Genomic DNA, 19,147 nt, shown 5'->3' with positions numbered 1-19,147 from the left:
TAAACTAGTGTGAAACTAGGAGTAAATAAAATGAATCAAGAATATGAGCATTATTACGTACCTGAGCAAAGCCCATGGCCTATTGTAGGTGCTGTTGCATTGTTTTTTATTGCAGTAGGGGCAGGCTTGACTGTTATGAGTGTAGGTAAAGAAGGTGGTAGCGGGGTTTATCTGCTTTATGCCGGTATTGCTGTACTTGTGTATATGTTGTTTAGCTGGTTTAAAAATGTAATTAATGAATCGGACCAAGGTTTGTACTCAGCACAAATGGATCGCTCTTTTAGACAAGGTATGAGCTGGTTTATTTTTTCTGAAGTTATGTTTTTTATGGCCTTTTTTGGTGCGCTTTTTTATGCACGGGTATTGTCGGTACCTTGGCTTGGAGGCGCAGGCAATAATGCAATGACTAACGAGGTTTTATGGCCTACTTTTGAAGCCGTTTGGCCGCTAGTTTCAACACCTGCTGGCGAAACTACTCAAGCTATGGGCTGGCAAGGCTTACCGCTTATAAATACCTTAATACTGCTTACTTCCTCAGTTACTTTACATTTTGCCCATGTAGCGATGGAAAACAATAAACGTACTCCACTTAAAGTTTTTTTAGGCGCTACTATTTTGTTGGGTGTTTGCTTTCTAGGGCTGCAAGTTGAGGAGTACATGCATGCATATAATGACCTTAATCTAACGCTAGATGCGGGTATTTACGGTAATACGTTCTTTTTATTGACTGGTTTTCATGGCATGCATGTAACGCTAGGAACGGTACTTTTATTTGTAATATTTTTACGGATATTAAAAGGGCACTTTACTAAAGATAAGCATTTTGCTTTTCAAGCAGCTGCTTGGTATTGGCACTTTGTTGATGTGGTGTGGCTGTGTTTGTTTGTATTTGTATATGTGCTGTAGCGTTTATTGGCGAATTATTTGCTTTAATAAAACTAAGTTTAAGCGCTGCAATAACAACAACTAAAACAACGACCGAAAACAATACGCGACGACCTAAAAAGTGAGACATAGGTCGTCCCCCAGTTTTCCCTGACACCATAATAAACAATGCTCTAAATAAGTTAAAAAGTATAAATATTAACAACAGTACGATAATAATTTTAATAATCACTGAGTTGACCCTTTATGCAGTTAGTTTTATGGCACAAACAAAAGCTTAGTTCACTAATCACACTTTGTATGGTTGTGGTTGTTGTACTTGTGTGTGTGCGACTAGGATTTTGGCAGTTGGAGCGGGGTGAGCAAAAACAGCAGCAACTAACCGCTATTGCTAAGCAACAGAATCGGGGTGTGGTGAGCTGGTCTCAATTACTTAACCTGCCTGATAGCTGGAACAAAACAGGTGTATTGGTTGAGTTAAAAGGGCGGTTTGTACAAAACCAATATTGGCTTTTAGATAATCAAGTTTATAACGGGCAAGTAGGGTACGATTTACTTGCTTTACTAAAGCCAGCCAGCGAAGAAAAAGTGATTTTAGTTAATTTAGGATGGGTAAAAGCGCCTATATCTAGAGATACACTGCCAAAGGTTACTCTGCCTACAGGTGTTTTTATTCTTAAAGCGCAAATAAAAGAAAATAACCTAAGTAGCTTTACGCTTGAAGATAAAACTACAAATAACGACTTACCTACAAGAATCCAATCTATCGACTTGAATATGCTGAGCACTCAAAGCCAGCAATCATTAATTAATTTTATGGCTTACAGACAAGGTACTGGTGATGAGATTGCAACACCTCATTATGAGGCAGTTGTTATGAGCCCTCAAAAGCATAATGCCTACGCTGTGCAATGGTTTTTAATTGCTGTTGCATGTGCTGTTGTGGCTATTTTTGCGAGCAAAAAAAGGACACATAATGAAAAATAATCCCCTTGTGTTGTTTGTGGGCTGCTGCGCTATCCCATTAATTTTGGCATATGGCGCATTAAAGTTTGATTGGTTGCCTACTGCAATTACTAATAATGGCGAGTTTTTAAGCCAAGAAATAAAACTTAAAAATTGGCCGCAAAATAATCCCAAGCAATGGACTATCGCACTTAATTATTCAAACGAATGTAACACCCCATGCAGCGAACAACTCAATGCACTTAATAATTTATATGTGGCACTTGGTAAAAACCAAGGCAAGGTTGATATGGCTGTAATGGGAAGTCCCGACAATAAAAACCTACCATGGAAAATTATTACCGAGCAACAGAGTTTAAATCCTGCAAGTTTGTATTTAATTGATCATATGGGGTTAGTGGTACTTGAATATCCCTTTAAGGTCGAGCCACAAGAAAACCGTTTAGTACAAAAAGGGTTATTAAAAGATCTAAAAAAATTACTTAACTATTCTCGTTCTAGCTAACTAAGTTGAGCTTAAGTTGGAGTATCTGATGTATAAAAATTATAAAAACTTAGTATTAATAACAGGATTACTCGCTTTAATTGTAGTTGCTTTAGGTGCGTACACCCGCTTAAGTGATGCAGGTTTAGGGTGCCCCGATTGGCCTGGTTGTTATGGCTTTTTAACGGTACCTAAGCATGAGGCTGACATAGCCTTAGCAACTCAAAGCTACCCCGATATGATGTTCGAAACCGCAAAAGCGTGGAAAGAAATGATTCATCGCTACTTTGCAGGTGCTTTAGGCTTACTTATTTTAGGTTTATTTGTGTTGGCTTTTTTAAAACGCCAATATCCAACTACGCCAGTTAAATTGCCTTTGGCTTTACTTCTACTAGTGGTGTTTCAGGCTGCTCTTGGTATGTGGACAGTAACCATGAACCTTCAGCCGCTTATTGTAATGGGCCACTTATTAGGTGGCTTTAGTATTTTGTCACTTATAACGCTTTTATATTTACGGCTAACCGCAAAACCTATTATGGGTGGCGATAGCGGCGCAAAACGCTATTTCGGTTTAAGTTTAGTAGCGCTCAGTGTATTAATTATCCAAATTGCACTTGGTGGTTGGCTGGCTGCAAATTACGCCGCTCCACATTGTAGTGGTTTGCCATTGTGTAATTACGCACAACCGTTTTCATTGAGTAGCGTATTTCAATTACCACTTGAGCACAGTAATTATGAGTTTGGTGTGTTATCGCAGCAAGCGCGTATGTCTATTCATTTATTACATCGCATTTGGGCACTCGTTACTTGCATTGTTCTGGCGTTAATTATGTGGAAAATATACAGCCAAGCGTACTCTAAAAAAATTAAAAATTGCGTTGTGAGTGTATTACTTGTTCTGCTTTGCCAAATTAGCTTAGGGCTTATTTTAGTACATTGGCATATTCCGTTGGGAGTTGCACTGGCGCATAACTTGATGGCAGCCATACTGTTATTAAGCATGGTTAGGTTGTGTTATTACCTAAAATCACGCACATAAAGGGGAAATATGATGGCACTTATAATTGATAAAAAAATACTGCTACCCGTTAATACTCAATCGCTAATTTCGCGTACACATAGTTTGCTGCAAGACTACTTAGCAATTAGTAAATTTAAAGTGGTAGCTATGCTGGTGCTAACAGCTTGGGTTGGTTTAGCGCTGGCTCCCGATGTAGGGCGCGGTATGGTCGTACAGTTTATTAGCTTGTTAGGTATAGGGCTACTTTCTGCTGCTGCAGCGGTTATTAATCATGTGGTTGATAGCGAGATAGACTCAAAAATGGCGCGGACTCGTCATCGCCCTGTGGCTAAAGGGCGTTTAAGTAAAACACATGCGCTTAGTTTTGCAGCTGTTATTGGGGTTGCTGGTTTTATTATGCTGATGGTGTGGGCTAATACCTTAACCGCTATATTAACGTTATTTGCATTGGTAGGTTATGCATTTGTTTATACATCATTTTTAAAGCGTGCAACGCCGCAAAATATTGTTATAGGTGGGTTGGCTGGCGCAATGCCTCCATTATTAGGTTGGGTGTCAGAAACAAACCAAATGGCAGCAGCCCCTTGGTTACTCGTAATGATAATATTTACCTGGACCCCACCACACTTTTGGGCGCTGGCTATAGCACGAAAAAGTGATTATGAACGCGCTAAAATCCCTATGTTACCAGTAACCCATGGTATCGATTTTTGTAAAACGTGCGTCGTTGCTTACTCTGTTTTACTCGCTGTTGTTTGCGTATTACCTTATTTAATCGGTATGTCTGGATTAATCTATTTGATAGGTGCATGTGTATTAAATGCCGTGTTTATATATAAGGCGGTCAATTTAAAAATTGCTGGAAATGATGAGACTGCAATGGACTTATTTCGTTTTTCGATTATTCATTTAATGGTACTCTTTGTAATCTTATTTATAGATAAATGGCTCCCTTTATGAAGCAGTTATGGCTTGGATTAATTGTTATTTTAGTTTCGTTTTTATCAGCATGTTCAAATGAAAATAGTCCACCAGATGTAGATGCATTAGTTTACGAAAATGCAAAGCCACTGTCTGATTTTACGCTAAACGATCAGCGCGGCGAATTAGTGACTAAGCAACAATTTTTAGGACAGTGGAATTTAGTATTTTTAGGCTACACAAGCTGCCCAGATATTTGTCCATTAACACTTGCTAAGTTAAATGCTGTTTATAAAAATGTACAAGCAGATTATCCGCTACAAGTTTGGTTTTTATCGGTTGATCCAAAACGCGATACACCAGCTAAACGAAAGCAATATATAGATTACTTTAACCCAGACTTTTTAGCTGTGTCGGGAGAGCATAAACACCTTTTTCCTGTTGTTCGAGAGCTTGGTTTAATTTACGCCATTAGCGATAGTAGTGAATCAGAATATGCTGTTGATCATAGTGCCTCGGTCGCTATGGTTGATCAAAATGGAGCCGTTAGAGCTATTTTTAAACCAGAATTTAAACAAGGTAGTGTGCCATTAATTAATGCGACGACTTTAACTGAAGAGTTTAAAAAAATAGCTGATTACTATAAAAACTAGTTTTTTACTTTTTACCAATTTTAAAGGAGCTTTAGGCTCCTTTTTTTGTATTTTAACGACAGGTTAAATTTAATTAAGCATTTTATGGCAATTTTAATAACTAGGGCTAAGCTTTTGTTATGAATTGAATTGACAGGGAATGCACTTACTAAATGCTAAAACTTCCGAGCGAACTTGCTATTACGCAAGTTGAAACACTACATCAAGACTTACTACACGAACTCAATAGCAACGATGATATCTGTCTTGATATTAACGATGTGATTTCTGCTGATACTGCCTCAATTCAACTTTTATGCGCCTTACAAAAACACCTACTTACTATACAGCACAAAATAATATGGGTAGGCAGTAGCGAGGCCTTAACGCATACAATTAATAAACTTGGCTTAAGCCAATACTTAACAACCGAAAGTAAAAGTTAGGGGTATATATGAAAAGAATTTTAGCGGTTGATGATTCAGCATCGATGCGTCAAATGGTGAGCTTTACATTAAAAACTGCCGGGTTTGATGTAACCGAAGCTAAGGATGGCAGTGAAGCTCTCGCTATTGCCAAGCAACAAGACTTTGATGCCGTGATCTCAGATGTAAACATGCCAATAATGGATGGAATTACATTAATACGAGAGCTGCGTACTTTACCTAGTTATAAATTTACACCACTACTGATGCTTACTACAGAGTCGGGCTTAGAAAAAAAGATAGAGGGTAAAGCTGCTGGTGCAACAGGTTGGATTGTAAAACCATTTAATCCCGATCAGCTACTAGCGGTAATTAAAAAAGTTATTCGCTAAGGAGCGCAGTGTGAGTATAGATTTAAGTCAATTTTTTGAAGTTTTCTTTGAAGAGAGTTTTGAAGGCCTAGATACCATGGAGGCTGAGTTATTAAACTTAGTGCCAGGTGAGGAAGATTTAGAAACTATCAACACTATTTTTAGAGCTGCTCACTCAATAAAAGGAGGCAGTGGCACTTTTGGTTTTAGCTCCGTTGCTGACTTTACTCATGTACTTGAAACACTACTGGATCAAATTCGCCAAGGTGAACGAGAGCTTAGTACCGAGCATGTCAATTTATTACTCAAAGCTGTGGATTGCTTGCGCGCTTTACTTGCTGCACTTCAAGGTGAGCAAGAGCCAGATTTAACCGAGGCAGATTTGTTAAAAGTACAATTTGAACATGTACTTGGAATGAAAAACGAAACACAAGAGAATAAACCTCAAAGCTGTGAAGAGCAAACAAGTAGTAACACCTATCAAATAGACTTTAAACCCCATCATCATTTATTTAAAACAGGAAACGAGCCACTGTATATGATCAGTGAGCTTGAAGAGCTAGGTGAGTTAGAAACCACAGTATTTTACGATGAAGTTCCAGAAATCACCGATTTAAGTAGTGATGAATGCTTTTTACATTGGCGCTTTTTTTTAGATACTAGCCATGATGAAAAAGCCATAAAAGAAGTATTTGAATGGGTAGAAGACGATGCCGACATAAAAATTGAATTATGCGGAGGCTTATTTGGCAATGATGAGCAAATACAACCTAATCAAGGTGAGATATCTAAAGCTGTTGAGCTTGAAACATCCGATTTAATAAAAGTAGCTGAGCTACCTAGTAAGCCAAAGCAACCCGCTGCTAATAAAGATAAAAAACCTGCAAGTACACCAGAGTCTACCTCCATTCGAGTTGGTATTGATAAAGTTGATTCGTTAATAAATATGGTAGGTGAACTTGTTATTACACAAGCGATGCTCAATCAGCTTAGCGAACAAGAAATCACACCANCCAGCCACAATCACTTTACTACAAGAAGGTCTAGCGCAACTTGCCCATAATACGCGTGATTTACAAGAGAATGTGATGCGCATTCGTATGCTGCCAATAAACTTTGTATTTAGTCGTTTTCCTCGATTAGTGCGAGATATAGCGCAAAAACTAAATAAGCAAGTTGAGCTAAAGTTGATTGGAGAGCAAACCGAGCTTGATAAAACAGTAATGGAAAAAATATCCGATCCTATGGTGCATTTAGTGAGGAACTCACTTGATCATGGATTAGAGACTGTTGAGCAAAGACTGGCGGCAGGTAAAGATCCCGTTGGCACAGTAACCTTAAATGCATTTCATCAGGGTGGAAACATTGTTATTGAAATAATGGATGATGGGCAGGGGTTAAATACAAAAAAAATAAAAGAAAAAGCCATCGCTAACGAATTAATCTCAGCTGATAACCATCTCAGTGACGATGAAATAAATGAGCTTATTTTTATGCCCGGCTTTTCGACAGTGGATGAGGTAAGTGACTTATCTGGTCGTGGAGTTGGGATGGATGTAGTTAAGCGAAATATTCAATCATTAAATGGCTCAGTGGAAGTAACCTCAGCGCCCGGTGTTGGTTCTACGTTTACTATTAGATTACCACTTACTCTCGCTATTTTAGATGGGCAATTAGTTAAGGTGGCTCAGCATACTTATATTATCCCGCTCATTTCTATTGTGGAATCTCTGCAAATTGATATTGCTAAAGTGAGTCGAGTGGGTAAAAACCTTGATGTATTGAGGCTTCGGGACGAATACATTCCTATTTTAAGGCTCTACGATATTTTTAATCATAAAAATGCCATTGAATCACTCGATAAAACGCTGCTTGTTGTTGTAGAAACAGATAACCAAAAGGTGGGTTTATTAGTTGATGATTTACTGTCTCAACAACAGGTTGTTATTAAAAGTTTAGAGGCTAACTATCATAAAGTTGATGGCGTATCGGGAGCTACTATTTTAGGCGATGGGCGTGTATCGCTGATTGTGGACATTAGCGGCTTAATAAAGCTCTCAGGTTTAAAAAAACCAGGTAGCCAAGAATTAACGATTGAAACGCAAGCCACTTTGGAGGCGTTATGAGCTCAGAGCAAAGCCAGTTAAGTAATCAATTAAATCTTCAGCAACAGCAAGGTGTAAAACAGTTTTTAACTTTTATTATGGCTGATGAAGAATACGGCGTTGATATTTTAACAGTACAAGAAATTCGCAGTTGGGAAGAAATTACAGTACTGCCCAATGCGCCTAAATTTGTAAAAGGCGTTATTAATTTACGTGGAACAATAGTGCCAATTATTGATTTACGGTTGCGCTTTGGATTACCAAGTGTCGACTATGGGCCATTAACGGTGGTTATCGTTGTCAAAATAGAATTTGAACTAGGTAGTAAAATTATAGGTGTTGCTGTTGATGCCGTTTCTGATGTTTACAGTATTGCGGAGCAAGATGCGAAAGCGGTTCCTAGTTTATCTGAATCGAATAATTGTGAATATGTAGCTGGGTTGGTGAATGTTGGTGAAAAAATGGTAGCGCTAATTGACCTGCAAAAAACAATGAATATTTAGCAAACAGAAACTAAATGAATAATAAACTTAAAGGTGGTGATGAGCATGGGATGGTTTAGTAATCCAAAGCAGTCAAAATCAAGTAATGATTTAATTGTAGACGCATTGAATAAATCATTAGCGGTGATTGAGTTTGAACCTAACGGAAAAATAATTACTGCAAATATGAATTTTCTAAACGCGATGGGCTATCGCCTTGAAGAGGTTCAAGGCCAGCATCACTCTATGTTTGTTGACCCAGATGAAGCTCAGGGCAACGATTATAAGAACTTTTGGCAACGCCTGCGTAATGGCGAGTTTATCTCAGATGAGTTTAAGCGTAATGCAAAAGGTGGAGCTGAGGTATGGATCCAAGCAACTTATAACCCAATTGTTGATGAGCAAGGGCAAGTATTAAAAGTAGTTAAGTTTGCCACCGACGTGACCGAGCAAAAGTTAATAGCAGCAGAAGCTTCAGGGCAAATTAGTGCTATAAGTAAATCTCAAGCGGTTATCGAGTTTAATTTAGATGGCACTATTATTGATGCCAATGATAACTTTTTAAATGCACTTGGTTATCAACTTAGCGAGATTAAAGGTCAGCACCATAGGCTTTTTATTGAACCCGAACATGCAAATAGTATCGAATATAAAGAGTTTTGGGCCAAACTAGGTCGCGGTGAATTTGATTCAGGGGAATATTTAAGAATAGGGAAGCAGGGTCAGGAGGTTTGGATTCAAGCATCTTATAACCCAATTTATGATATGAACGGCAAGCCGTTTAAAGTGATTAAATACGCATCTGATATTACTGAACAAAAAGAGCTTGAAAAAGCATCTCGTAAAGCAGCCGATTTAGCAAATGCGCTTAAAGTTTGCCAAGCGAACGTAATGATTGCTGATGAAGACCTTAATATAGTATTTGTGAACGATCGTGTTCAGCAAATGCTAAAAGTCCGCGAAAAAGAATTACAAACTGTATTACCAAGCTTTTCTGTTGATAATTTAATTGGCACCTGTGTTGATGATTTTCATAAGCACCCTAATCATCAGCGCGATTTATTAAAAAATCTCGATAAGCCTCATAAAGCCGAATTACTTTTAGCAGGTGTCACTTTCACCTTAATTGCTTCACCTTGGATTAGCCAAGATGGAAAGCATTTAGGCACCATTGTTGAGTGGGAAGATAGGACCAATGAGGTTGCGCTTGAAAAAGAAATAGCCGAACTTATTAGCGCGGCAGGTAATGGCGAATTAGATACAAGAGTCGCGGAAGAAGGCAAGGAAGGATTCTTTTTACGTTTGGCTCAAGGGCTAAATAGCTTAGTTAAAATAGTTGATGATGCAGTTGCTGACACGGGCAGTATGCTCGATGCGATGGCAAATGGTGATTTATCAAAACGAGTTGAAAAAGAATATAAAGGCTCATTTGATAAACTCAAACGCGATGCTAATGCTACGGCAGATAAGTTAACGGAAGTGATTAATCGCATTAATTCATCGGCAACGCTTGTAGCCAGTGGTGCAGAGGAAATCTCTCAAGGTAATGCTGATTTAAGCCAACGTACAGAAGAGCAAGCTTCGTCACTTGAAGAAACAGCGTCGAGCATGGAAGAGATGACTAGCACCGTTCGCCAAAATGCTGATAACGCAAAAGTGGCAAACGATTTAGCAGAAGAAACATGCGAAAAGGCGATTCAAGGTGGTGAGGTTGTAAATAGAGCAGTTACGAGCATGTCGGCAATTAATGAGTCGAGCAAGAAAATTGCAGATATTATTGGTGTCATTGACGAAATAGCATTTCAAACTAACTTATTAGCGCTTAATGCTGCAGTAGAGGCTGCAAGGGCTGGTGAACAAGGTCGAGGCTTTGCGGTTGTTGCAGGTGAAGTTCGTAATTTAGCACAGCGCTCTGCAGGCGCAGCGAAAGAAATTAAAGAGTTAATAAGAGATAGTGTAGGCAAAGTAGCTGATGGCTCTCAATTAGTTAATGAGTCGGGCGCTACACTTAAAGAGATTGTTGTGTCGGTGCAAAGAGTGACGCAAATGATTTCTGATATTACAGAGGCATCTGAAGAACAAAGTGCGGGTATTGAACAAGTTAATACCGCAATCTCACAAATGGACGAAATGACGCAACAAAATGCCGCCTTAGTAGAGCAAGCCTCTNTGGCTGAGCAAGCTAATGAGATGCGCCAACTACTCAACTTTTTCTCAATAGGTCAGCAAGAGATGGCGATGATTTCGCCGACTATGCGCACACCTAAATTATCTCATAAGTCGCAAAGCAGTTTTGTAAGTAATAAACCCAGAGGTGATAACTTTGTAGACTCTGCTGATGAATGGGAAGAATTTTAACAACCAATCTTCTTATATACCTCGCTGAATACATAATCACAGCGAGGTATTATTTGGCAGGCTAAATTGAGAGCGAACAATGAAAGAGTTTTTGTGTACCGACCGCGACTTTAAAGAAATTGCCAGTTTAGTTTATAGCGCATGTGGAATTGTATTAGGTGAGCATAAGCGAGAGATGGTTTATTCACGCTTAGCAAGACGTATTAGAGAGCGAAAACTAACTGACTTTAAAGCCTATTTAGAGTATTTAAATAGCCATAAAGATCAGGAGTTTGATGCCTTTATTAATGCAATAACAACTAACTTAACGTCTTTTTTTCGTGAAATACACCACTTTGAATTTATAAAATCTGAGCTTGTACCTGCTCTCTTAAAGGCAAATAAAAATAGTAAGCGAGTAAGAATCTGGTCTGCAGGTTGCTCAACAGGAGAAGAGCCTTACAGTTTGGCGATGACTTTAAATAATGCATTTCCAAGCAATTGGGATGTAAAAATACTAGCAACCGATTTAGATTCTAATGTATTGGCAAAAGCACAAAAGGGTATTTACACCGCAGCGAATGTTAACGGCTTAGATGACGTGCAACTTAAGCGTTGGTTTTTAAAAAGTAAAGACGGTGAAAACTATAAAGTTAAAGATAGACTAAAAGAGTCTATTTCATTCAAGCGTTTAAACTTATTGCAAGATTGGCCAATGAAAGGATCATTTGATCTTATTTTATGTCGTAATGTTGTTATTTACTTTGATAAAGAAACAAAAGATCAGCTTTTTAAGCGTTACGCCAATATATTAAATGAACAAGGTTATTTGTTTTTAGGTCACTCAGAAAGTATGGGAAAAGAGCATGCGCAATTTAAAAATTTAGGGAAAACTATGTACGAAAAGGGACAAAATGCACGCAGAGTTTAGGCCGGTATTACCTAACTTTGAACATATTAAACGATATTGGGACTCGGGCCGAGGTAGCGTTGTTGCTAAAGTGCTTCCGGGTGAGTTTTATGTTTCTAAAAATAATGAGCTGATCTCTACAGTTCTGGGTTCGTGTATTGCGGCTTGTGTTTACGATGAAGTACTAGGGATTGGGGGCATGAATCACTTTATGTTACCAATTCAAAAGGGAGTAGAACTTAAGAATGCGCATAGTTTAAGTTGTCGGTACGGTAATTGGGCTATGGAGTATCTTATAAACGAAGTTTTAAAAAATGGTGCGTCTCGCCGTAACCTAAAAGTAAAACTTTTTGGTGGGGGTAAAATTATTAGTGCGATGACTGATATAGGGCTGGGTAATATTAGTTTTGCAGCGGCGTATATTAAAGAAGAGGCATTAAATCTAGTTGCCCACGATATGGGTGGACCATGGCCACGAAAAATATTTTTTCATCCGAACACCGGTAAAGTTCATATGAAAAAACTTAAAAACCTACATAATAATACGATTGAAAAACGCGAAGTCCGTTACTTACAAAACCTTAAAAAGCAAGAAGTAGTAACTGATATAGAGCTGTTTTAGGAGTATGCATGATTAAAGTATTAATAATTGACGACTCCCCCTTAATTAGGCGTTTACTCACTGAAATATTACAGCAAGCTAAAGATATTACGGTAGTGGGGAGCGCTGAGGATCCCTACGAAGCTCGCGAAATGATAAAAAAGTTAAATCCTGATGTATTAACGCTCGACGTAGAAATGCCAAAAATGGATGGCATTAGTTTTTTAAAAAACTTAATGCGATTAAGACCAATGCCAGTAGTGATGATTTCAACACTGACCCAAAAAGGCTCTCCTATTACACTCGAGGCACTCGAATTAGGAGCTGTTGATTTTATAGCTAAGCCTACTAACAACGTAAGAGAGCAATTGAGCCAATATGCATCACTTGTTCAACAAAAGGTGCGAATAGCTGCTGGAGCAAGAGTAAGAAGCTATAAAAAAACGGTCGTCACAAATGAGCCTATTAATACCCATTCTCAATTTTTACTTAATAAAGTAATTGCGATAGGTGCTTCAACGGGTGGTACTGAGGCTATCAAAGAAGTACTTATTAAAATGCCACAAAATTGCCCGCCCGTTGTAATTACTCAGCATATTCCTCCTGTGTTTAGCGCCTCATTTGCTGAGCGAATGAATCGTACATGCACGATAAATGTGAAAGAGGCTGAACATGGCGATAAGCTTAGCACTGGCTGGGCTTATATAGCACCAGGTGGTTTTCATTTAAGTATTAAAAAGCGAGGTGTTAGCTTGTATTGCCAGCTTGATGATGGCGAGCCGGTCAACAGACATAAACCTGCGGTAGATGTGCTGTTTAACTCATTAGTTGAGACAGGAGCTAAAAACGTAGTTGCAGCCATACTAACAGGGATGGGGAGTGATGGCGCAAAAGGGTTACTTGCACTAAAACAAAACGGTGCGTATACCTTGGCCCAAGATGAGTACTCATCGGTGGTATGGGGTATGCCTAAGGCTGCCGCTGAGTTAAATGCAGCGGACGAGATAGTTGCGCTGGATAAAATAACCCAGCGACTATTACATCAGGCAGTTAAGGTTTAGGCGCTTCAATTACCCAAGGCTGCGAAAACCAAAAATAATCACCAGGGCTAGAAATAGAAGGGGCCGTACAATTAAAACGAGATCGCCCTTTATTAAGCATCTTTGGTGAGGTTATTTCGACTGTATTTTTATTTACCCATTTTAAATCTGCTTGGCCTACGCTTGATACGTAACAGGCAAATTGGCTTTTATGAAAGTCACCCATTTTAAATTCAATTGTGAGCGTGGGTGGATTTTGTTGTGTAACGCTATCTTGATAAGTTAAATTGGTGATATTAAATGCGCGTGAGTTAAGCTTAGTAATAAGAGTTTCTAGTTTGCTGTAAAAGCCTGATGCAGGAAAACGCGGTAAGCGGCTAAAATTAGAGTCTTTATTTACAGCGCCGGAGTGCTGACCAATACCCACAAAACCAAGCTCTGTCACAAGTGCTTGCAGCTCGTTATTAAACTCACCATACGGGTATGCTAAGTATTTATAGTCGTGGCCTATTTCTTCTTTTATACGCTTTTGAGAGCTAATAATATCTTGCTTAATACGTGATTGCCATTGTGCATCGGTTTCGTTTTCAAGCTTAAGGTGTAAGTAATCATGTTGTCCGCTATGATTGGCTATTAATGCCCCTTTTTTAGATAATTCTTTGAGCTTATCCCACCCCATTACGTAGCTCATGCCCTCGTCTATTAATTTAGGATTTACAAAGATAGTGTACGGGTAGCCAAACTTTTCTAAAATAGGCGCGGCTTGTTCATAGTTATTGTTATAACCATCATCAAAGGTGATGGCGACAGTTTTATCAGGTAAGGTTTCACCTTGCTGAAGTGCGCTTATTAAGTCATTAAGAGGAATAACGTTAAAGTTGTGCTCTTTTAAATAGCTCAAATGTTTAGTGAATGTATTGGCGCTAACGCTCGTTACAGCGGGTAGGGTTTCACTAACATGATGATACTGTAAAATAACGGCTGCTTGAGCCCGCACAGATATACTAATGAGGATAAATAATACTAAATGAAACAATTTCTTATACATAATAAGGCACACCATAAAAGCTTGCTGTTGTTAGCGGGTCCGATGATACTATCAAATATCACAGTGCCGTTGTTAGGAATTGTTGATACCGCTGTAATTGGGCACTTAGGAAGCGCTCATTACTTAGCGGGTATTGCCCTTGGCTCTGCAGTTATATCTATTTTATTTTGGCTTGCTGGTTTTTTAAGAATGAGTACCACGGGGCTCGTGGCACAAGCATACGGAAAAAACGATTTAACCCAACTTGCCGCTTTACTTAAACGAAGCTTATTGCTTGCAAGCGCAGTGGCTGTGCTATTAATTGTGTTATCCCCATTAATAAAGCACGCTATTGCTTACCTCTCCGCCGCCAATAGCGATGTACTTATCCAAGCGTATCAGTATTTTAGCATTCGTATTTTTAGTGCTCCAGCAGCATTGTGTAATTTAGTGTTACTGGGTTGGATGCTTGGTGTGCATTATGGTCGAGGCCCATTTTATTTATTACTCGTCACTAATATCGTTAATATAGTACTCGATATTTATTTTGTTGTTTATTTAGATTGGGCAGTTGCAGGCGCTGCGTGGGCTTCACTTATTGCTGATTATACGGCTTTAGTATTTGCACTGTTTTTAGTGGTTAAACTAGCTAAAAAACAAGACATTGATCTAAATGTACCGAATTGGTTGAGTATTAGCAAAATGGCTGAATTATTGAGTTTGAATAGAGATATATTTATTCGCTCTTTAATACTGCAATTATGCTTTAGTTTTATGACGTTTTACGCAGCGCGTATAGGCGAAACCACATTAGCTGCTAATGCTGTTTTACTTAACTTTCTAATGTTGGTGAGTTTTGCTCTTGATGGCGTTGCTTACGCGTCTGAGGCAAAAGTAGGGCAAGCTAAAGGCCAAGGAAGCGTTAAAAATATAGAGCTTTGGGTTAAAATAAGTGTATTTTGGGGCATGCTTTTTGGCGTCTTATATAGCGCTTTTTTTGCATTATTTGGCCGCGGTATAATCAAGCTTTTAACCAATGTGCCAGAGGTTATTCAAGAGGCAACACACTATTTACCATGGCTAATAGTGTTGCCTATTTTGGCCATGAGTTGCTTTTTGTTTGATGGTGTTTTTGTAGGGCTTACGCGAGCAAAGAACATGCGTAACAGTATGATACTTTCAGCTGGAGTTGGCTTTTTTGGTGTGTTTTGGGTGTTTATAGACTTGCAAAATAACGGATTATGGTTGGCTATGAGCTGTTTTATGTTAATGCGCGGGGTTACATTAATAATTAAATATCACCACTTAAAAGTAAATAATCAGCTATTAGATTAAATTAAATGAATGGTTTATTTCCAGAGATCGGGGTCGTGGTGTTTAGGGCCCATATCTTTTAAAACTTGTGAAAAACGATTAGCAAAAATACCGCAGTAGCCCCAACCGGCAAAAAATAATGCGGGGAGTAAAATTATAACGCCAATTATTTGTAAGCTGTAGTGAGTGTAATACCCAATAGATATGAATATCACGGCTAGCACAAACAGTGCTAAGCCGCGAAAAAAGCGCTTTAAGCTCAGCTTAGGGTTGCTCCCTAAGCGATAGATAAGCTGCTTTAGCATTTACAAGGCCTAATAGTAAGAGTGATCGCCCGCTTCGTGCTCTGTTATATCAGCAACACCGGTGATTTCTTCAAACTTAGCTATCATTTCTTTTTCAATGCCTTCTTTTAGCGTTACATCGATCATAGAACAACCGTTACAACCACCACCAAACTGAAGTATAGCTATACCTGCAGCTGTAATTTCAACAAGGCTTACTTGACCACCGTGGTTAGCAAGTTGTGGATTTACTTCGGTTTCTAACATGTGCTGTACACGTTCGTTTAACGATGCATCGTTACCTATTTTACGTGCCTTTGCATTTGGTGCTTTTAGCGTTAACTGAGTACCCATTTTGTCGGTAACAAAATCAATTTCAGCTTCTTCTAAAAATGGAGCACTTTCTACATCTACAACGGCATCAAAACCGTTAAAGTTTAGGCGAATATCGCTCGCTTCTACAGCGTCTTCTGGACAATAAGACACACCACATTCCGCTTGTGATGAACCAGGGTTTACAACAAACACACGAATATTGGTTTGTTGTGATTGATCTGCTAATAGTTTAGCAAAATGCGCTTGCGCTGTTTCGGAAATAGAAATCATAAAACCATCTATACTTGACTAAATTACTCGGATACTGCGTATCATACTCCGCTCATCGTGTTGCGGCTAGTGTTGAGCGTAAAAAGTTGGCATCTATTTTAAGCAATGGTAGCGTGCAAACAACGAACATTTTTTGAGTGATTTATATGCGTTTGGTATTAACATTAATGGTGGTGTTGCTTAGCTTTTCAAGTGTAGCTAAGCCACTTTCGTATTATTTTGAACAAGATGTAAAATTTGACCCTTCAATTCCTACTCCTGAGCAAGTACTCGGTTACGAAGTAGGAGAGTGGCACGTGAGACACGATCAGCTCGTACGTTATATGGAAATACTTGCTGATAAAAGCGACCGTATAAATTTTGAGGTGATTGGCCGCACGCATGAACAACGCCCGTTAGTAATGCTAACAATTACTGCTGCTGATAAGTTATCAAGCATAGAGCAGACACGCCAAGCTCACTTAGCACGCTTAAGTAATAACAGTGGTAAAGCACAAGACGACCCTGCTGTTGTATGGATGGGATACAGTGTGCATGGTAATGAGTCATCAGGTAGTAACTCATCTTTGCTGGTGGCATATTACTTAGCTGCTGCACAAGGTACTGAAATAGATGAGCTATTAAATAACACGGTTATTTTACTCGACCCTTCACTTAATCCTGACGGGCTTGCTCGTTTTGCTAATTGGGCAAACAGTAACCGAGGCATGAACTTATCAAGTGACCCTAAAACCCGTGAACATGTTGAAAACTGGCCAAGTAGTCGTACCAATCATTACTGGTTTGATTTAAATCGTGACTGGTTATTACTACAGCATCCTGAATCGCGTGCGCGTATTGCCAAATTTCATCAGTGGAAACCAAATATTTTAACTGACTTTCATGAAATGGGACCAAACAGCAGTTACTTTTTTCAACCAGGTATTCCAAGCCGTAAACACCCAATAACACCTGATGAAAATGTAACGTTAACTAAAGCGATTGCTAACTATCACGCAAAAACGTTAGATAAAAACAACGCACTTTATTTTACTGAAGAAAGCTTTGATGACTTCTATTACGGTAAAGGTTCAACCTATCCCGATGTAAATGGCGGCATAGGCATTTTATTTGAGCAAGCAAGTTCTCGTGGACATATTCAAGACACTATAAATGGACCTTTGAGCTTTCCTTTCACTATTAAAAATCAACTGTTAACGAGTTTATCTACCTTTAAGGCAGCAGTTGATAACCGCCAAGCATTACTTGATTACCAGGCTAAGTTTTACAATCAAGCTACAGATTTAGCCAGCGATGAAAGCTTTGAAGGTTATGTTGTTGAAGGTGCAAGCGACAACACCCGTATTATGCACTTTTTAGAATTGTTAAAGCAGCATCAAATTAACGCTTACCCACTTACTAAATCATTAAAAGCAGATGGTAAGAATTTCAGTACACATAGCTATTTTGTACCATTAGCACAACCACAATATCGTTTGGTAAAAGCGATTTTTAGTGAGCAAAAAAACTTTGCCGATAATACTTTTTACGATGTATCTGGCTGGACATTAGCGCATGCGTTTAATTTGCCATTTTCTAAAGTTAAAAGTAGTTGGGGATTAAAGGTTGCTGATAAAGCATGGGAAAAAGTAGCAACCCCATCATTTTCTTCACTCACCGAAGGTTACGCATTTGGTTTTTCGTGGGATGATTATTTAGCACCTAAAATGTTAAATAGCTTATTACAGCAAGGTATAAAAGCACGTGTAGCGCTAAAAGCATTAACGGCTAAATCAACATCAGGAGAAATTAATTTTAAACCTGGAAGTATTATTATACCGGCTGGACTACAAACAAATACAGATTGGATTACCTTGCTAAATAAAGCACAAAATGAGTTTGGTATTGCAATCAAACCGATTACATCAGGTTTAACAAGTAAAGGAGCCGATTTAGGGTCGCGATCAATGGCGGNAAGCCAGTACGAAGTCGGCGAAGTGTGGTATTACCTAGATCGCTTTGTAGGTGTTGCACCAACAATTGTTGAAATGAACCGCTTTAGTTCACTCGAGTTAAGTGACTACAGTCATATTGTGCTTGCTCATGGCAATTACAATAGCCTATCTTATGCCGACAAAGTGGCTATTAAAAGCTGGGTAAGAAAAGGCGGCGTTATTTGGGGTCACAAAGGCGGCGCTAAATTTTTAGCTGATCAGCAATTACTCAAAGCAAGCTATCTATCACGACAAGATGTAGCAAGTGCATTTAAAACGACAGGTTTAAGTTATGGCGATAAAGATCATTTAGCAGGACGTCAACGCATTGCAGGTGCTATTTTTAATACTAATGTAGATTTAACTCATCCGCTTACATTTTCACTTAAGCGTAATACATTGCCCGTATTCAAAAACAGTACTTGGTTGCTAGAAGCTTCCGATGCTCCGTTCGTAAATGTACTTACCTACACTAAAAATCCATTATTGGCAGGCTTTACCGATGCCGTTAATGTTGAGCAAGTTGCTGGCGGCGCTGGCTTAATTGCTCACTCATACGGACGAGGTACAGTGATAGGCATGACCGACGACCCTGTATTTAGAGGTTACTGGTATGGGACTAGTCGACTACTAAGCAACGCTTTATTTTTTGGTCATACGTTTCGTGCAAATGGCGAATAATACCAATTCGCTTAATTAAGTGATCTATTTTGAGGATGGAAAAACGTGTTGATAGCTAGGCAAAAAATTCGCTATTTAGTTG

At 38.9% G+C, this 19,147-nt stretch carries 19 protein-coding genes and 1 pseudogene; 16 read left to right on the top strand and 4 right to left on the bottom strand.

Features of this window, described 5'->3' with window-relative positions:
- Positions 1–30 precede the first annotated feature (30 nt).
- Complete coding sequence (locus tag L654_RS0118200) at positions 31–906, top strand: cytochrome c oxidase subunit 3 (protein ID WP_024594298.1); 876 nt, start codon at positions 31–33, stop codon at positions 904–906.
- Here the strand turns inward: L654_RS0118200 and L654_RS1000000128720 are convergent.
- Complete coding sequence (locus L654_RS1000000128720) at positions 809–1,117, bottom strand: DUF2909 family protein (RefSeq protein ID WP_076915528.1); 309 nt, start codon at positions 1,115–1,117, stop codon at positions 809–811. The two genes, L654_RS0118200 and L654_RS1000000128720, sit on opposite strands and share 98 nt — an antisense overlap.
- 14 nt (positions 1,118–1,131) lie before the next feature.
- On the opposite strand from L654_RS1000000128720, the gene L654_RS0118195 reads away from it, so the two are divergent.
- From L654_RS0118195 to L654_RS0118135, 13 genes and pseudogenes are all read left to right on the top strand, one after another.
- Entirely contained in the window at positions 1,132–1,872 is a 741-nt protein-coding gene (locus tag L654_RS0118195; RefSeq protein ID WP_024608684.1) for an SURF1 family protein, read from the top strand.
- On the top strand, positions 1,862–2,356 hold the full coding sequence (locus L654_RS0118190) for a hypothetical protein (protein WP_007584950.1): 495 nt from the start codon (positions 1,862–1,864) through the stop codon (positions 2,354–2,356). Before L654_RS0118195 ends, L654_RS0118190 begins: the two co-directional genes overlap by 11 nt.
- Positions 2,357–2,384: 28 nt before the next feature.
- Complete coding sequence (locus L654_RS0118185) at positions 2,385–3,374, top strand: COX15/CtaA family protein (RefSeq protein ID WP_007584952.1); 990 nt, start codon at positions 2,385–2,387, stop codon at positions 3,372–3,374.
- 12 nt (positions 3,375–3,386) lie between these two features.
- Positions 3,387–4,316, top strand: a complete 930-nt coding sequence (cyoE, locus tag L654_RS0118180; RefSeq protein ID WP_002959598.1) for a heme o synthase — start codon at positions 3,387–3,389, stop codon at positions 4,314–4,316.
- Positions 4,313–4,930 (top strand): SCO family protein, encoded by a 618-nt coding sequence (locus tag L654_RS0118175; RefSeq protein WP_024608683.1) that lies wholly within the window; start codon positions 4,313–4,315, stop codon positions 4,928–4,930. The genes cyoE and L654_RS0118175 overlap by 4 nt, the downstream gene beginning before the upstream one ends.
- A gap of 152 nt (positions 4,931–5,082) precedes the next feature.
- Positions 5,083–5,355, top strand: a complete 273-nt coding sequence (locus tag L654_RS0118170; RefSeq protein WP_002959595.1) for an STAS domain-containing protein — start codon at positions 5,083–5,085, stop codon at positions 5,353–5,355.
- Between the two features lie 8 nt (positions 5,356–5,363).
- Positions 5,364–5,726 (top strand): response regulator, encoded by a 363-nt coding sequence (locus tag L654_RS0118165; RefSeq protein ID WP_007584956.1) that lies wholly within the window; start codon positions 5,364–5,366, stop codon positions 5,724–5,726.
- Positions 5,727–5,736: 10 nt separating this feature from the next.
- Positions 5,737–7,831, top strand: a pseudogene (locus tag L654_RS01000000126385) (chemotaxis protein CheA).
- The gene (locus tag L654_RS0118155; RefSeq protein WP_024591685.1) at positions 7,828–8,313 is read left to right on the top strand and encodes a chemotaxis protein CheW; all 486 of its coding nucleotides are present in this window, start codon (positions 7,828–7,830) and stop codon (positions 8,311–8,313) included. Before L654_RS01000000126385 ends, L654_RS0118155 begins: the two are co-directional and overlap by 4 nt.
- Before the next feature lie 45 nt (positions 8,314–8,358).
- The gene (locus L654_RS0118150; protein WP_024608682.1) at positions 8,359–10,650 is read left to right on the top strand and encodes a methyl-accepting chemotaxis protein; all 2,292 of its coding nucleotides are present in this window, start codon (positions 8,359–8,361) and stop codon (positions 10,648–10,650) included.
- A 79-nt stretch (positions 10,651–10,729) separates the two neighbouring features.
- On the top strand, positions 10,730–11,560 hold the full coding sequence (locus L654_RS0118145; RefSeq protein ID WP_024608681.1) for a protein-glutamate O-methyltransferase CheR: 831 nt from the start codon (positions 10,730–10,732) through the stop codon (positions 11,558–11,560).
- Entirely contained in the window at positions 11,544–12,161 is a 618-nt protein-coding gene (gene cheD, locus L654_RS0118140; RefSeq protein WP_007584962.1) for a chemoreceptor glutamine deamidase CheD, read from the top strand. Before L654_RS0118145 ends, cheD begins: the two co-directional genes overlap by 17 nt.
- An 8-nt stretch (positions 12,162–12,169) precedes the next feature.
- A complete protein-coding gene (locus L654_RS0118135; protein WP_024608680.1) occupies positions 12,170–13,201 on the top strand; it encodes a chemotaxis response regulator protein-glutamate methylesterase in 1,032 nt (343 codons plus the stop codon).
- Here L654_RS0118135 and L654_RS0118130 read toward each other — a convergent pair.
- On the bottom strand, positions 13,191–14,228 hold the full coding sequence (locus L654_RS0118130; RefSeq protein ID WP_024608679.1) for a polysaccharide deacetylase family protein: 1,038 nt from the start codon (positions 14,226–14,228) through the stop codon (positions 13,191–13,193). The genes L654_RS0118135 and L654_RS0118130 overlap by 11 nt on opposite strands.
- 42 nt (positions 14,229–14,270) lie before the next feature.
- On the opposite strand from L654_RS0118130, the gene L654_RS0118125 reads away from it, so the two are divergent.
- On the top strand, positions 14,271–15,542 hold the full coding sequence (locus tag L654_RS0118125) for an MATE family efflux transporter (protein WP_024608678.1): 1,272 nt from the start codon (positions 14,271–14,273) through the stop codon (positions 15,540–15,542).
- A 14-nt stretch (positions 15,543–15,556) separates the two neighbouring features.
- On the opposite strand, the gene L654_RS0118120 is transcribed toward L654_RS0118125, so the two are convergent.
- Entirely contained in the window at positions 15,557–15,826 is a 270-nt protein-coding gene (locus L654_RS0118120) for a hypothetical protein (RefSeq protein WP_002959572.1), read from the bottom strand.
- Positions 15,827–15,835: 9 nt separating this feature from the next.
- The gene (nfuA, locus tag L654_RS0118115) at positions 15,836–16,411 is read right to left on the bottom strand and encodes a Fe-S biogenesis protein NfuA (protein ID WP_024608677.1); all 576 of its coding nucleotides are present in this window, start codon (positions 16,409–16,411) and stop codon (positions 15,836–15,838) included.
- 146 nt (positions 16,412–16,557) lie between these two features.
- Here nfuA and L654_RS0118110 point away from each other — a divergent pair, with 146 nt between their 5' ends.
- Positions 16,558–19,065, top strand: a complete 2,508-nt coding sequence (locus L654_RS0118110) for a M14 family zinc carboxypeptidase (RefSeq protein WP_024608676.1) — start codon at positions 16,558–16,560, stop codon at positions 19,063–19,065.
- Positions 19,066–19,147: the final 82 nt, after the last annotated feature.

This window comes from Pseudoalteromonas sp. TAB23, assembly GCF_000498075.1.
Lineage (GTDB): Bacteria > Pseudomonadota > Gammaproteobacteria > Enterobacterales > Alteromonadaceae > Pseudoalteromonas > Pseudoalteromonas arctica.
This window is presented reverse-complemented; position numbering and strand designations above follow the sequence as displayed.

Bases quoted from the DNA above. Each gene is read 5' to 3' on its own strand.
- L654_RS0118125 (WP_024608678.1), top strand. From the start codon at position 14,271: ATGATACTATCAAATATCACAGTGCCGTTGTTAGGAATTGTTGATACC.
- L654_RS0118130 (WP_024608679.1), bottom strand. From the start codon at position 14,228: ATGTATAAGAAATTGTTTCATTTAGTATTATTTATCCTCATTAGTATA.
- L654_RS0118145 (WP_024608681.1), top strand. From the start codon at position 10,730: ATGAAAGAGTTTTTGTGTACCGACCGCGACTTTAAAGAAATTGCCAGT.
- L654_RS0118195 (WP_024608684.1), top strand. From the start codon at position 1,132: ATGCAGTTAGTTTTATGGCACAAACAAAAGCTTAGTTCACTAATCACA.
- nfuA (WP_024608677.1), bottom strand. From the start codon at position 16,411: ATGATTTCTATTTCCGAAACAGCGCAAGCGCATTTTGCTAAACTATTA.
- L654_RS0118175 (WP_024608683.1), top strand. From the start codon at position 4,313: ATGAAGCAGTTATGGCTTGGATTAATTGTTATTTTAGTTTCGTTTTTA.
- L654_RS0118185 (WP_007584952.1), top strand. From the start codon at position 2,385: ATGTATAAAAATTATAAAAACTTAGTATTAATAACAGGATTACTCGCT.
- L654_RS0118135 (WP_024608680.1), top strand. From the start codon at position 12,170: ATGATTAAAGTATTAATAATTGACGACTCCCCCTTAATTAGGCGTTTA.
- L654_RS0118155 (WP_024591685.1), top strand. From the start codon at position 7,828: ATGAGCTCAGAGCAAAGCCAGTTAAGTAATCAATTAAATCTTCAGCAA.
- L654_RS0118165 (WP_007584956.1), top strand. From the start codon at position 5,364: ATGAAAAGAATTTTAGCGGTTGATGATTCAGCATCGATGCGTCAAATG.
- cheD (WP_007584962.1), top strand. From the start codon at position 11,544: ATGCACGCAGAGTTTAGGCCGGTATTACCTAACTTTGAACATATTAAA.
- L654_RS0118190 (WP_007584950.1), top strand. From the start codon at position 1,862: ATGAAAAATAATCCCCTTGTGTTGTTTGTGGGCTGCTGCGCTATCCCA.
- L654_RS0118120 (WP_002959572.1), bottom strand. From the start codon at position 15,826: ATGCTAAAGCAGCTTATCTATCGCTTAGGGAGCAACCCTAAGCTGAGC.
- L654_RS0118200 (WP_024594298.1), top strand. From the start codon at position 31: ATGAATCAAGAATATGAGCATTATTACGTACCTGAGCAAAGCCCATGG.
- L654_RS0118170 (WP_002959595.1), top strand. From the start codon at position 5,083: ATGCTAAAACTTCCGAGCGAACTTGCTATTACGCAAGTTGAAACACTA.
- cyoE (WP_002959598.1), top strand. From the start codon at position 3,387: ATGGCACTTATAATTGATAAAAAAATACTGCTACCCGTTAATACTCAA.